Below are 15045 nucleotides of genomic sequence, written 5' to 3' on the forward strand. Positions count from 1 at the left end.
GGGGGCCGCCGTCCTGGTTCGCGGGTCGGGTCGCTGTCATCACAGGCCGAGTTCGTTGTCGATGAGGTCGAAGAGTTCGTCGTCGCTGGCGCCGTCCATCCGGTCCTCGATGGAGGCGGTGGGGGCGGTGGCGCCGTCGCCGTCGGCCGCGGGTCCGGCCTGGTCGAGGCGGCGCAGGAGCTCGCGGAGCCGGTCGGCGAGCCGTTCGCGGTCCGCCGGGTCGTCGGGGACGCCGTCCGGGACGCCCGCCAGGAGGTCCGGTCCGGCGGGGCCGGGGAGCGGGCCGGGCCCGGCGTCGACGGCCAGTTCGGCGGCCAGGTGCGCGGCGATCGCGGCGGGGGTGGGGTGGTCGAAGAGCAGGGTGGCCGGCAGCGGGTGGCCGGTGGCGGCCCGCAGCCGGTTGCGCAGTTCCACCGCGGTCAGCGAGTCGAAGCCGACCTCCAGCAGGCCGCGGCCGGGCTCGACCGCGGCCGGGCCGCCGTGGCCGAGCACCAGGGCGGCGTGCGAGCGGACCAGGTCGAGCAGGACCCGGCCGCGCTGGGTCTCGTTGAGGGTGCCGAGGCGCTGCTTCAGGGCCTCGGGCCCGTCGGGGCCGGTGCCGGCCGCGGGGCCGGCCGGGCCGCGCCGGGCGGCGGGGCGCACCAGGCCGCGCAGCAGGGCGGGGACGCCGCCGGGGCCGGCCTGGGCGCGGACGGCGGCGGTGTCGAGCCGCAGCGGGAGCAGGACCGGGTCGTCGAGGGTGCCGGCGGTGTCGAAGAGCGCGAGCCCCCGGGCCGGGTCGAAGGCGACGATCCCGCCCCGGGCGATCCGGCGCAGGTCGGCCTCGGTGAGCCCGCCGGTCATCCCGGTGCTGTTGGCCCACAGGCCCCAGGCGAGCGAGCGGCCGGGCAGCCCGGCGGCGCGGCGCCGGTGGGCCAGGGCGTCCAGGAAGGCGTTGGCGGCGGCGTAGTTGCCCTGGCCCATGCCGCCGAAGATCCCGGCGATGGACGAGAACAGGACGAACTCGGACAGCTCCAGGTCGGCGGTGAGTTCGTGCAGGTTGAGCGCCGCGTCCACCTTGGGGCGCAGGACGCGCTCCAGTTGTTCGGGCGTCATGGCGGCGACGACGCCGTCGGCCAGGACGCCCGCGGCGTGCACCACCCCGGTCAGCGGGTGCGCGGGGGGCAGGGCGGCCAGCAGGGCCGCGAGCGCGTCGCGGTCGGCGGCGTCGCAGGCGGCGATCTCGGCGTGCGCGCCCAGGGCGGCGAGCTCGGCGAGGAGTTCCGCCGCGCCCTCGGCGGCGGGGCCGCTGCGGCTGGTCAGCAGCAGGTGCCGGACGCCGTGCTCGGCGGCCAGGTGGCGGGCGACGTGGGCGCCGATGGCGCCGGTGCCGCCGGTGATCAGGACGGTTCCGTCGCCGCCCCAGCCGGGGGTGCGCCCGGTGGCGGCCAGCGGGACCCGGGCCAGCCGGGCCGCGTGGACGGCTCCGGCCCGGATCGCGAGCTGGGGTTCGCCGGACGCGAGGGCTTCGGCGAGCAGGGCGGGCGGGGTCCGCGGGTCGTCCAGGTCCAGCAGGACGAAGCGGTCCGGGTGCTCGGTCTGCGCCGAGCGGACCAGGCCCCAGAAGGCGGCGAGGGCCGGGTCCGGGACGTCGTCGCCGCTCACCGGGACGGCGCCCGCGGTGACCAGGACCAGCTTGGCGCCGGTCAGCCGCTCCTCGGCCAGCCAGCCGCGCAGCAGGGCGAGGAGCGTGCCGAGGCCGTCGTGGACCGCGTCGCGGAGGGCACCGGTCGGCGCGTGCGGGGCCGGGGCGGCCGGGCCGGCGGCCAGCACCAGCCGGGGGGCCGGGGCGCCGGTGTCGAGCAGCGCGGACAGCGCGGCGAGGTCGGCGACCGGGCGGCCGGGGAGCGGCGCGGCGCCGAGCACGGCCCAGGACTCCGGGCGGGGGCGGCGGCCGTCGCGGCGCGCCCGGGCAGCGGCTGCCACTCGGGCCGGAACAGTTCCTCGTGGTGTCCGGCCCGGGTGGCCTTGAAGCGGTCCGGCGAGACCGGCCGCAGGACCAGGGAGCCGGCCGAGAGCACCGGGCGCCCGGTGGTGTCGGCCGCCCGCACGGCGACCGCGTCGCGGCCGGTGGGGGTCAGCCGCAGCCGCAGTTCGGCGGCCCCGGAGGCGTGCAGGCGCACCCCGCTCCAGGAGAACGGCAGCCAGCCCTGCGCGGGCCCCTCCAGGACGTCGAACACCAGCGCGTGCAGGGCGGCGTCCAGCAGGGCCGGGTGCAGGCCGAACGCGGCGGCGTCCGGCCGCTGCTCCTCCGGCAGGCTCGCGAGGGCGTACACCTCGTCGCCGAGCCGCCAGGCGGCGCGCAGGCCCTGGAACGCGGGGCCGTAGGCGAAGCCGCCGCCCGCGAAGCGGTCGTACAGGCCCTCCGTGTCGAGCGGGACGGCCCCGGGCGGCGGCCAGGCCGCGCCGTCCGCCGGGTCGGTCGGGTCGGCGGGGTCGGTCGGCTCGGCGGGTCCGGCGGAGCCGAGCAGGCCGCTGGCGTGCCGGGTCCAGGGGGCGTCGGGGCCGTCGTCGGCGGCCCGGGCGTGGACGCTCAGCAGGCGGGTGCCGGCGGCGTCCGGGCTGCCGACGGTGAGCTGGATCGCGACGGCCCCGCCCGGCGGGAGCAGCAGCGGTGCCTCCAGGGTCAGTTCCTCGACCCGGTCGCAGCCGACCTGGTCGCCCGCGCGGACCGCGAGTTCCAGGAACGCGGTGGCGGGGAACAGCACGCCCTCGTAGACGCCGTGGTCGGCCAGCCAGGGGTGGCTGCGGACCGAGAACCTGCCGGTGAAGAGGAAGCCGTCGGAGTCGGCGAGTTCCGTTCCGGCGCCGAGCAGCGGGTGGTCGACCGCGCGCAGCCCGGCCGCGGGCAGCGCGGCCGTGGCCGGACCGGCCGGCAGCCAGTAGCCGGACCGCTGGAAGGCGTAGGTCGGCAGGTCGGCGGCGGGGGCGGCCGGGGCGCCGCCGTGCACGGCGGCCCAGTCCACCGGGACGCCGGTGACGTGCAGCCGGGCCAGCGCGGCCGTCGCCGCGGCGGCTTCCGGCCGGTCCTTGCGCAGCAGCGGCACCAGCACCGGGCCGCCGGTGGCGGTGGCGGTGGCGCCGGTCAGGCAGTCCTGGCCCATCGCGGTGAGCGCGCCGTCCGGTCCGAGTTCGAGGAAGGCGGTGACGCCGTCGCGCTCCAGGCGGCGCACGCCGTCCTGGAAGCGGACGGTGCCGCGCACGTGCTCCACCCAGTAGTCCGGCGAGCCGAGCTGCTCGGCGGTGGCCGGTTCGCCGGTCAGGTCGGAGATCACCGGGACGGCGGCCTCCCCCGGGACGATCCGGGCCACGACCTCGCGGAACGCGGCCAGCATCGGTTCCATCAGCGGCGAGTGGAAGGCGTGCGAGACCCGCAGCCTCCGGGTCTTGCGGCCGCGCGCGGCGAGCACGGCGGCGATCTCGTCCACCGCCGCCGCGTCGCCGGAGACCACGGTCGAGGCCGGGCCGTTGACCGCGGCGAGGGCGACCTCGGCCTCGCGGCCGGCGAGCAGCGGCCGCACCTCCTCCTCCCCGGCGCCGAGGGCGGTCATCGCGCCGCCCGCCGGGAGGGCCTGCATCAGCCGTCCGCGCGCGACCACCAGGGCCGCGGCGTCGGGCAGGGTGAACACCCCGGCGACGTGGGCGGCGGCCAGCTCGCCCACCGAGTGGCCGAGCAGCCGGTCGGGGCGCACGCCCCAGTGCTCGACCAGCCGGAACAGCGCGACGCCGAGGGCGAACAGGGCGGGCTGGGCGTACTCGGTGCGCTCCAGCAGGCCGTGGCCAAGGTCGCCGGGGGCGGCGTCGACCACCTCCCGCAGCGGGCGGTCGAGCAGCGGGTCGAGTTCCGCGCAGACCGCGTCGTAGGCGTCGGCGAAGACCGGGAAGCGCGCGTACAGCCCGGCGCCCATGCCGGTGCGCTGGCTGCCCTGGCCGGGGAACAGGAAGGCGGTCCGCGCGGCCGGGCCGGTGACGCCGCGCACCAGGTCCGCCGACGGCTCGTCGGCGGCGAGGGCGGCCAGCCCCCGGAGCAGGGACTCCCGGTCCGGGCCGGTGAGCGCGGCCCGGTGCTCGAAGGCGCTGCGGTGCAGCGCCAGGGCGCGGCCCAGGTCCGCGACGGCGGGGCCCGGTCCCGTTCGACGTGCGCGAGCAGCCGGGCGGCCTGCGCGCGCAGCGCGTCCGCGCTGCGGGCCGAGAGCAGCCAGGGCAGGGCGGGCGCGTCGGTCGCGGACGCAGCGGCGGCAGGCACGTCGGCGGCGGCGGGCGCCGGGGCCGGTTCGGCGGGCTGTTCGAGGATGGTGTGGGCGTTGGTGCCGCTGACCCCGAACGAGGACACGGCGGCCCGCCGGGGGTGGCCGGTCTCCGGCCACGGGGTGTCGTCGGTGAGCAGCCGGACCGCGCCGGCCGACCAGTCCACGTGCGGGGTCGGCGCGTCGACGTGCAGGGTGCGCGGGAGGGTTCCGTGCCGCATGGCCTGGATCATCTTGATGATGCCGGCGACCCCGGCGGCGGCCTGGCTGTGGCCGATGTTCGACTTCAGCGAGCCGAGCCACAGCGGCTCGCGCCCGCCGCGCTCCCGCCCGTAGGTGGCCAGCAGGGCCTGGGCCTCGATCGGGTCGCCCAGCTTGGTGCCGGTGCCGTGCGCCTCCACCGCGTCGACCTCGGCGGCGGTGAGTCCGGCGTCGGCGAGGGCCGCCCGGATCACCCGCTGCTGGGAGGGGCCGTTGGGGGCGGTGAGGCCGTTGCTGGCGCCGTCCTGGTTGACGGCGGAGCCGCGGACCAGGGCGAGCACCGGGTGGCCGTTGCGCCGGGCGTCCGAGAGGCGCTCCAGGACGAGCAGCCCGGCGCCCTCGGCCCAGGAGGTGCCGTCGGCGGCGGCGGCGAACGGCTTGCAGCGGCCGTCCTCGGCGAGCACCCGCTGTCGGCTGAACTCCACGAACGCGCCCGGGGTGGACATCACGGTCACGCCGCCGGCCAGCGCCAGCGAGCACTCCCCGGCCCGCAGCGAGCGGGCCGCGAGGTGGACCGCGACCAGCGACGAGGAGCACGCCGTGTCGACGGTCACCGCGGGCCCCTCCAGGCCGAGGCTGTAGGAGATCCGGCCGGACGCCACGCTGCCCGCGCTGCCGATGCCGAGGTAGCCCTCGAACTCCTCGGAGGGCTCGGTGACCCGCGACCCGTAGTCGTGGTGGCTGCACCCGACGAAGACGCCGCTCGCGCTGCCCTTGAGGGAGAGCGGGTCGATGCCGGCCCGCTCGAACGCCTCCCAGGAGAGTTCGAGCAGCAGCCGCTGCTGGGGGTCGATGGTGAGCGCCTCGCGCGGGGAGATCCCGAAGAAGGCCGGGTCGAAGCGGTCGGCGTCGTGCAGGAAGCCGCCCTCCCGGGCGTAGGTGCTGCCGACCCGGTCCGGGTCCGGGTCGTAGAGGCCGTCCAGGTCCCAGCCGCGTCCGGTGGGGAAGCCGGTGATGGCGTCCCGGCCGCCCGCGACGAGCTCCCACAGCTCCTCGGGGGTGCTGACGCCGCCGGGGTAGCGGCAGCTCATGGCCACCACGGCGATCGCCTCGTCCTCGGGCACCGCGGCGGCCGCGGTCGGCCGCCCGGGGGCGCCGGACGCCTCGGCGGCGGCCGCCCCCGGCAGTTCGGCGCGCAGGTGCCCGGCCAGGGCGGCGGCGGTGGGGTAGTCGAAGGCCAGGGTCACCGACAGGCGCAGGCCGGTGGCCGCGGTGAGCCGGTTGCGCAGTTCGACGGCGGTCAGCGAGTCGAAACCGATGTCCTTGAACGCCCGGTCCGGTCCCACCGCCTCGGGCCCGGGGTGGCCGAGCACCTCGGCGACCTCGCGGCGGACCAGGTCCAGCAGGGCCCGGTCGCGTTCCGCCGGGGGCAGGGCGGCCAGGCGCCGGGCCGGCGGCTCGGTGCCGTCGGCCGTGCCGCGGGCCGCGGCGAGCGCCTCCCGCACCTCGGGCAGGTCGCCGAGGGCGGCGCTGGGCCGCAGCGCGGTGAACGCCCGGGTGAAGCGGTCCCAGGCGAAGTCGGCGACCAGGACGGCCGTGTCGTCGTGGTCCAGGGCCCGGTGCAGCGCGGTGGTGGCCGCGGCCGGGTCCATGGCGGGCAGGCCGTCGCGGACCAGCCGTTCGGCGACCGCTCCGGAGGCGAGGCTCTCGCCGCCCCACAGGCCCCAGGCCACCGAGGTGCCGGGCAGGCCGAGGTCGCGGCGCTGCCGGGCCAGGGCGTCGAGGTAGGCGTTGGCGGCGGCGTAGCTGCCCTGGCCGGTGCCGCCGAGCGTGCCGGCCAGCGAAGAGAACAGCACGAAGGCGGTCAGGTCGAGGTCGCGGGTGAGCGCGTCGAGGTTGCGCGCGCCGTCGAGCTTGGGGCGCAGGACGCCGGCCGCGCGTTCGGGGGTGATCGCGTCGATCACGCTGTCGTCGAGGACGCCCGCGGTGTGCAGGACGGCGCGCAGCGGGCGCTCGGCCGGGATGTCCGCGAGCAGGGCGGCCAGCGCGTCGCGGTCCGCGACGTCGCAGGCCGCCGCGGTGGCCTCGGCGCCGAGTGCGCGCAGTTCGGCCAGCAGGGCGTCGGCGCCGGGGGCCCGGGCGCCGCGCCGGCTGGTGAGCAGCAGGTGGGCGGTGCCGGTGCGGGCGAGCCAGCGGGCGATCTGGGCGCCGAGGCCGCCGGTGCCGCCGGTGACCAGGACGGTGCCCTCGGGGGTCCAGTCCCGGACGGGGGCGGTGTCGCCGAGCCCGGCGTGGACGACCCGGCGGCCGTAGACGCCGGTGGCGCGGACCGCGAGCTGGTCCTCGCCGCCGGGGGCGGCCAGGGCTTCGGCGAGCCGGGTCGCGGCCCGGTCGTCGAGCCGGTGCGGCAGGTCGACCAGGCCGGCCCAGCGCTGCGGGTACTCGACCCCGGCGACCCCGCCGAGGCCCCAGGCCAGGGCCTGGAGGGGGCTGCCGATCCGGTCGGAGCGGCCGACCGACACCGCGCCCCGGGTGGCGCCCCAGAGCGGGGCCTCGGTGCCGAGGTCGCCCAGGGCCTGGAGCAGCGCGACGGTCAGGGTGAGGCCGCGGGGCAGCGCCGATCCGTCGCCGTGCGGTTCCTCGTCCAGGGCGAGCAGCGACAGGATCGCGGCGGGCGGCCCGTCGGCGCGCTCGTGCGCGGCGCGGAGCAGCGCGGCGAACCGGGCCCGGTCGGTCGCGTCGTGGCCCGCCTCGACCAGGACGGGGGTGGCGCCGTGCCCGCGCAGGGCGTCCGCGGCGAACGCGACGGCCGGGTCGGCGGCGGCGCCGGCCGGGACGAGGAGGAGCCAGCTGCCGGTGAGCCGGGGCCGCTCGGGGGCGGGCAGCGGCTTCCAGGTGACCCGGTAGCGCCAGCCGTCGGCGGTCCGGTCGTCGGCCCGGTCGCGCGCCCACGCGGCGAGGGTGGGCACCAGGGAGGCGAGCGAGGCCCGGAGTTCCCCGTCCTCGACCCGCAGGGTGGTGGCGAGGGCGTCCAGGTCCCCGCGGTCGACCGCCGTCCAGAAACCGGAGTCGGCCGGGCCGGTGCCGGTCGCGGTGGCGGCGGGCCGCTCGGGGGCGGGGTCCAGCCAGTAGCGCTGCTGCTGGAAGGCGTAGGTGGGCAGGTCCACCGGCCGGGCGCCGGTCCCGGCGAACACCGCGTCCCAGTCCACCGGCAGGCCGCGGACCTGGACCTCGGCGAGCGCGGTGAGGAAGCGGCCGGGGCCGCCCTCGGTGCGGCGCAGGGTGCCGACGACGGCCCCGTCGCCGTCCCCGGCCGCCTCGACGGCCTCCTGGATCCAGACGGTCAGCGCGGGGTGGGTGCTGCACTCGACGAAGGTGCGGTGCCCGTCGGCGACGAGCGCGTCGAGCGCCCGGCCGAACTCCACCGGGCGGCGCAGGTTCTCGTACCAGTACGCGGCGTCCAGGGTCAGGGTGTCCACGGGGCCGCCGCTGACCGTGGAGTAGAACGGGACGGCGGAGGTGCGCGGCGCGGTGTCGCGGAGCAGGGCGAGCAGTTCCTCGCGCAGTTCCTCCACCTGGGGCGAGTGCCCGGCGAAGTCCACGCCGGGGACCGGCCAGGCCAGCACGCCCGCCGCGGCGTACCGCTCGCGCAGCCGTTCCAGTGCCGCCGGGTCGCCGGAGACGGTCACCGAGGTCGGCCCGTTGACGGCGGCGACGTCGAGCGCCCCGCCGTGGGCGGCCAGGGCCTCGCGGACGGCTTCGACCGGCTGCGGCACGAACAGCATGCCGCCGCGTCCGGTCAGGGCCAGCAGGGCCCGGCTGCGCAGGGCGACGATCCGGGCGGCGTCGGCCAGGGAGAGCGCGCCCGCCACGCAGGCGGCGGCGATCTCGCCCTGGGAGTGGCCGACCACGGCGTCGGGGACGATCCCGTGGGAGCGCCACAGCTCGGCCAGCGACACCATCACCGCCCACAGCACCGGCTGCACCACGTCCACCCGGTCCAGCGGGGGCGCGTCGGGCTCCTCGCGCAGGACGGCGAGCAGCGACCAGTCCAGGTGCGGGGCGAGGGCGCGTTCGCAGGCCGCGATCCGGTCGGCGAACGCCGGGGCGCGGTCGAGCAGTTCGCGGGCCATGCCGGGCCACTGGGAGCCCTGGCCGGGGAAGACGAGGACGGTCCTGGCCGACCGGGCGACGGTGCCCCGGACCAGGCCGGGCGCGTGCTCCCCCGCGGCCAGCGCGGCCAGGCCGCCGAGCAGGGCCTCCCGGTCGCCGCCGACGACCGCCGCGCGGTGCTCGAAGGCGGTCCTGGTGGTGGCCAGCGCGTAGCCGACGTCGGCGGCCCGCAGGTCCGGCCGCTCCACCAGGTGCGCGTGCAGCCGCCGGGCCTGGTCCTCGACCGCCTCGGCGGTCCGCCCGGACAGCACCCACGGCACGACGGACGCCGCGGGCGCGGGACCGGCGGGTGCGGGTGCGGGCGCGGGGTCGGCGGGCGGCTGTTCGACGACGACGTGGGCGTTGGTCCCGCTCAGGCCGAACGAGGACACGCCGGCCCGGCGCGGGCGGCCGGTCTCCGGCCAGGGGGTGGCCTCGGTCAGCAGGGCGACGGCGCCCGCCGTCCAGTCCACGTTCGGGGTCGGCCGGTCGACGTGCAGGGTGCGCGGCAGTTCGCCGTGCCCCATCGCCAGCACCATCTTGATGATGCCGCCGACCCCGGCGGCGGCCTGGGTGTGCCCGATGTTCGACTTCAGCGACCCGAGCCACACCGGCCGGTCGGCCGGCCGGCCCCGGCCGTAGGTGGCCAGCAGCGCGTCGGCCTCGATCGGGTCGCCCAGCCGGGTGCCGGTGCCGTGCGCCTCGACGGCGTCCACGTCGGCGGCCGTCAGCCGGGCGTTCGCCAGCGCGTCGCGGATCACCCGCTGCTGGGCCAGGCCGCTGGGCGCGGTGAGGCCGTTGCTGGCGCCGTCCTGGTTGATCGCCGAGCCGCGCAGCACCGCGAGCACCGGGTGGCCGTTGCGGCGGGCGTCCGAGAGGCGCTCCAGGACGAGCAGGCCCACGCCCTCGGCCATGCCGAAGCCGTCCGCCGCGGCGGCGAAGGACTTGCAGCGCCCGTCCTCGGCGAGCCCGCGCTGACGGCTGAAGCCGGTGAACGACAGCGGGGTGCCCATCACGGTCGCGCCGCCCGCCAGGGCCAGCGCGCACTCGCCCGAGCGCAGCGACTGCGCGGCGAGGTGCACCGCCACCAGGGACGAGGAGCAGGCCGTGTCCACGGTCACGGCGGGCCCCTCCAGGCCCAGGGTGTAGGCGATCCGGCCGGACAGGACGCTGGTGGAGATGCCCGCGATGAACAGTCCCTCCAACTCCTCGGGGACGTCGCGCAGGGTGCCGCCGTAGCCCTGGTAGGAGGCCCCGGCGAAGACGCCGGTCGGGGTGCCGCGCAGGGTGGACGGGTCGATGCCGGCCCGTTCGAACGCCTCCCAGGAGGTCTCCAGCAGCAGCCGCTGCTGCGGGTCCATGGCGAGCGCCTCGCGCGGGGAGATCCCGAAGAACCCGGGGTCGAAGCGGTCCGCGTCGTGGACGAACCCGCCCGCGGCGGCGTAGCTCCGGCCGGGCCGGTCCGGGTCGGCGTCGTACAGCGCGTCGAGGTCCCAGCCCCGGTCGGCGGGCAGCCCGGAGACGGCGTCGCGGCCGTCCGCGACCAGGCGCCACAGGTCCTCGGGGGTGCGGACGCCGCCGGGGTAGCGGCAGCTCATCGCGACGATCACCACGGGGTCGTCGTCGGCGGCGGGCGGCGCGGCGGGGGGCCGCCGGTCGGCGGCGGGCTCCCCGGCGGCGCCCAGCAGGCCGGTCTCCAGGCGCCCGGCGAGCGCGGTCGCGGACGAGTAGTCGAAGACGACGGTGACCGGGAGCCGCAGGCCGGTGGCGGCGTTCAGCCGGTTGCGCATGTCCACGGCGGTCAGCGAGTCGAAGCCCAGCTCGCGGAAGGCCCGGCCGGGGGCGATCGCGTCCGGCGAGTCGTGGCCGAGGACGGCGGCGGCGTGGGTCCGGACCAGGTCGACCAGCACCCGGGTCCGCTCGGCGGCCGGGAGCGGCTCCAGCCGCTCGCGCAGCACCGAGGGGGTGCCGCCCCCGGCGCCGCCGGTCTCCGGTCCGGCGGCCAGCGCGGCGCGCACCTCGGGGAGTTCCCCGATCAGCGGGCTGGGGCGGGCCGCGGTGAAGACCGTCGCGAAGCGGTCCCAGTCGATGTCGGCGACCACGACCACCGTCTCGTCGTGGTCCAGGACCTGCTGGAGCCCGGTGATCGCGACCGCGGGCGGCATGAAGAGCACGCCGTGGCCGCGCAGGGTGTCCTCGGCCAGTTCGGCCGCCATCCCCCCGGCGCCGTCCGCGGGGCTCCAGATGCCCCACACCACGGAGGTCGCGGCGAGGCCGCGGCTCCTGCGGTCCTCGGCGAGGCCGTCGAGGTAGGCGTTGGCGGCGGCGTAGGCGCCGTGGACGGCGCTGCCCCACACCCCGGAGATCGAGGAGAACAGCACGAACGCGTCGAGCGCGTCCCGGTCGAACAGCAGGTCCAGGTTCCGGGCCCCGCCGACCTTGGCGTGCAGGGTGTCGGCGAACTCGTCCGCGTCGGTGTCGGGCAGCGGCACCAGCAGCCCGGCGCCCGCGGCGTGGAAGACGGTGCCGATCCGGTGGCCGTCCTGTTCGAGGCCGTCCTTCAGCGCGCGCAGGGCCTCCAGGTCGGCGACGTCGCACGCGGCCAGGGTGACCCGGGCGCCGAGCCCGGCCAGTTCCTCGGCGAGTTCCGGCGCCCCCGGCGCCTCCGCGCCGCGCCGGCCGACCAGCACCAGGTGCCCGGCGCCCCGCCGGGCCAGCCAGCGCGCGATCTGCGCGCCGATCCCGCCGGTGCCGCCGGTGATCAGCACGGTGCCCCCGGGCCGCCAGCTCCGGCGCGGCGCGGTATCGCCCAGGGCGGACCGGACCAGCCGTCGGCCGTGGCAGCCGTCGGCCCGGACGGCCACCTGGTCCTCGTCCCCGGCCCGGCCGGCCAGCACCCGGCACAGCCGCCGGGCGGCGTCCCGGTCCAGGACCTCCGGGAGGTCGACCAGGCCGCCCCAGCGCTGCGGGAACTCCAGCGCGGCGACCCGGCCCAGGCCCCAGAGCAGGCTCTGCGCGGCGCTGACGCCGGTGCCGCGCTCCGGGCCCCCGACCGCGACCGCGCCCCGGGTCGCCCACCACAGGGGCGCGCCGACCCCGGCGTCGCCGAGCGCCTGCACCAGGGCCAGGCTGAGCGCGGTGCCCAGCGGGAGGGCGGGGTGCGCGGGGTGCGGGCGCTCGTCGAGGCCCAGCAGCGAGAGCACCCCCGTCACCGGTCCGGGCAGCGCGTCGAGGGCCGCGCGCACCCGGTCGGCCAGCACGGCGCGGTCGGCCGCCGCCTCGTCGACCCGGACGCGGACCACCGAGGCCCCGGCCTGCTCCACGGCGTGGACGACCTCGTCCGCCCGGCGCGCCGCGTCCTCGGGCAGGCCGTCCGGGGACAGCACCAGCCAGCTGCCGTCCAGGGCGGCCGGGGCGGCCTCGGGCAGGGCCCGCCAGGTCACCCGGTAGCGCCAGGAGTCGACCACCGAACGCTCGGTGCGCGCGGTGCGCCAGGTGGCGAGCGCGGGGAGCACCACCTCCAGCGGGTCCTCGGGGGCCACCCCGAGGGCGGTGGCGAACCGGTCCAGGTCGCCCCCGCCCAGGGCCGCCCAGAAGTCGTCGCCGTCCGCGGCCGTCCCGGACGGACCGCCCGCGGCGGGGCCGGTGTCCTCCAGCCAGTACGGGCGGCGCTGGAAGGCGTAGGTGGGCAGGGCGACGCCGCCCGGGCGGTGCCCGGCTCCGGCGAACACCCGCTCCCAGTCGGGCAGCAGGCCGCCCACGTGGGCCTCCGCCAGGGAGGCCAGGAGGTGGTCGGGGCCGCCCTCGCCGCGCCGCAGCGTGCCCACGACCACGGCGGGCCCCTGCGCGGAGTCGGCGGTGCCGGCCGCGTCGGCGGTCTGCTGGACGCCGAAGGTGAGCACGGGGTGCGGGCTGGACTCGACGAAGAACCGGAAGCCCTCGCCGAGCAGCGTTTCGGTGGCCGCCCCGAACTCGACGGTCTGCCGCAGATTGCGGTACCAGTACTCGGCGTCCAGGGACTTCGTGTCCAGCCAACTGCCCGTCACCGTCGAGAAGAACGGCACCGCGCTCGGGACCGGCACGATGCCGTCCAGGTCGGCGAGCAGGCGTTCGCGGACCTCCTCCACGTGCGCGGAGTGGGACGCGTAGTCCACCTCGATCAGGCGGGCCCGCACGCCCTCACCCACCAACTCCGCCACCAGCGCGGCCACCGCGTCCGCATCACCCGACACCACCGTCGAGGACGGGCCGTTCACCGCAGCGACGGACAGCCGCTGTTTGATCCGCTCCCGGACCGCCTCCACCGGCAGGGGTATCGAGGCCATGCCGCCCCGACCGGCCAGGGCTCCCACCGCGCGGGAGCGCAACGCCACCACCCGCGCGCCGTCGTCCAGGCTCAGACCACCCGCCACACACGCCGCCGCGATCTCACCTTGAGAGTGCCCCACCACTGCGTCCGCAACGACGCCGAACGAGCGCCAGACCTCCGCGAGCGACACCATCACCGCCCACAACACCGGCTGCACCACATCCACCCGCGCCAGCAGCGCCTCCGAACCCAGCGCCTCGGCCAACGACCACTCCACGTACGGCGCCAGCGCCCGTTCGCACTCCGCCATCCGCCCCGCAAACACCTCCGACTCGGCCAGCAGCTCCACCGCCATCCCGACCCACTGCGACCCCTGACCCGGGAACACCAGCACCGAACGGCCGGAGGACACGCCGTCGCCCCGCACCAGGCCCGGTACCGTGCGGCCCTCCGCCAGGGCCCGCACGCCGTCGAGCAGCCGGTCCGGGTCGGTGCCCACCACGACGGCCCGCCGCTCGAAGGCGGTCCGGGTGAGGGCGAGGGCGCGGCCGGTGTCGGCGGCCCGCAGCGGGCCGGGGGCGGCGTCCAGGTGGGCCAGCAGCCGGGCCGCCTGGGCGCGCAGCGCCTCGTCGGTGCGGGCCGAGAGCACCCAGGGCAGCGGGTGCGGTGCGGCGGCGGGCGCGGTGTCGGCCACCGGTTCGGCGTCCTCGGCCGGGGCCTGTTCCAGGATCAGGTGGGCGTTGGTGCCGCTGACGCCGAAGGCGGAGACACCGGCCCGGCGCGGGCGGTCGACGGCGGGCCAGTCGCGGGCCGCGGAGAGGATCTCGACGGCGCCCGAGGACCAGTCCACCATGGGGGTCGGCCGGTCCGCGTGCAGCGTCCCGGGCAGTTCGCCGTGCCCGATCGCCAGCACCATCTTGATGACGCCGCCCACGCCGGCCGCCGCCGAGGTGTGGCCGATGTTGGACTTCAACGAGCCCAGCCAGAGCGGCCGTTCGGCGGGCCGCCCCTGGCCGTAGGTGGCCAGCAGCGCCTGCGCCTCGATCGGGTCGCCGAGGGTGGTGCCGGTGCCGTGCGCCTCCACCGCGTCCACCTCGGCGGCGGTCAGCCCGGCGTCCGCCAGCGCCGCCCGGATCACCCGCTGCTGCGCCGGACCGTTCGGCGCCGTCAGACCGTTCGAGGCGCCGTCCTGGTTGGTCGCGCTGCCGCGCACCACGGCCAGCACCGGGTGCCCGTGGCGCCGCGCGTCCGAGAGCCGCTCCAGCAGCAGGACGCCGGCGCCCTCGGACCAGCCGGTGCCGTCCGCGTCCGCCGAGAACGCCTTGCAGCGGCCGTCGGCCGACAGCGCCCGCTGGCGGCTGAACGCCACGAACGCGTCGGGGGTCGCCATCACCGACACGCCGCCGGCCAGGGCCAGCGTGCAGTCGCCCGCCCGCAGGGCGCGGATCGCCAGGTGCAGGGCGACCAGCGAGGACGAGCAGGCCGTGTCGACGGTCACCGCGGGGCCCTCCAGGCCCAGGGTGTAGGCGATCCGGCCGGAGACCACGCTGCTCGCGGTCCCGGTGTCCAGCAGGCCCTGGACCTCGGGCAGGTGGCGCGAGCCCGCGCCGTAGCCGTTGCCGATCGCGCCGAGGAAGACGCCCGTTCCGGTGCGCCGCAGCGTGCGGGGGTCGATGGCGGCCCGCTCGACCGCCTCCCAGGCGGTCTCCAGGGCCAGCCGCTGCTGCGGGTCCATCGACAGCGCCTCGCGCGGCGAGATGCCGAAGAACTCGGCGTCGAACTCGGCCGCGTCGTGCAGGAAGCCGCCGTGCCGGGTGTAGGAGGTGCCGGACCGCTCGGGGTCCGGGTCGTAGAGGCCCTCCAGGTCCCAGCCCCGGTTGACCGGCCAGGCGGAGATCGCGTCGGTGCCCCGGGCGACCAGCTCCCACAGCCGTTCGGGGGTGTCGGCACCGCCGGGGTAGCGGCAGGCCATCGAGACGACGGCGATCGGTTCCTGGCGGGCCTGCTCGGCCTCGCGCAGCTGCCTCCGGGCGTCGCCGAGATCGGCGGTGGCGCGCCTGAGGTAGTCGAGCAGCTTCTTGTCGTCGGACATCAGTG

At 78.1% G+C, this 15045-nt stretch carries 1 pseudogene; it reads right to left on the reverse strand.

The window, feature by feature from the left end:
- Positions 1 to 39: 39 nt before the first annotated feature.
- Positions 40 to 15040: pseudogene (locus tag HUT16_RS05360) on the reverse strand (type I polyketide synthase).
- Positions 15041 to 15045: the final 5 nt, after the last annotated feature.

Source organism: Kitasatospora sp. NA04385, from assembly GCF_013364235.1.
GTDB lineage: Bacteria > Actinomycetota > Actinomycetes > Streptomycetales > Streptomycetaceae > Kitasatospora.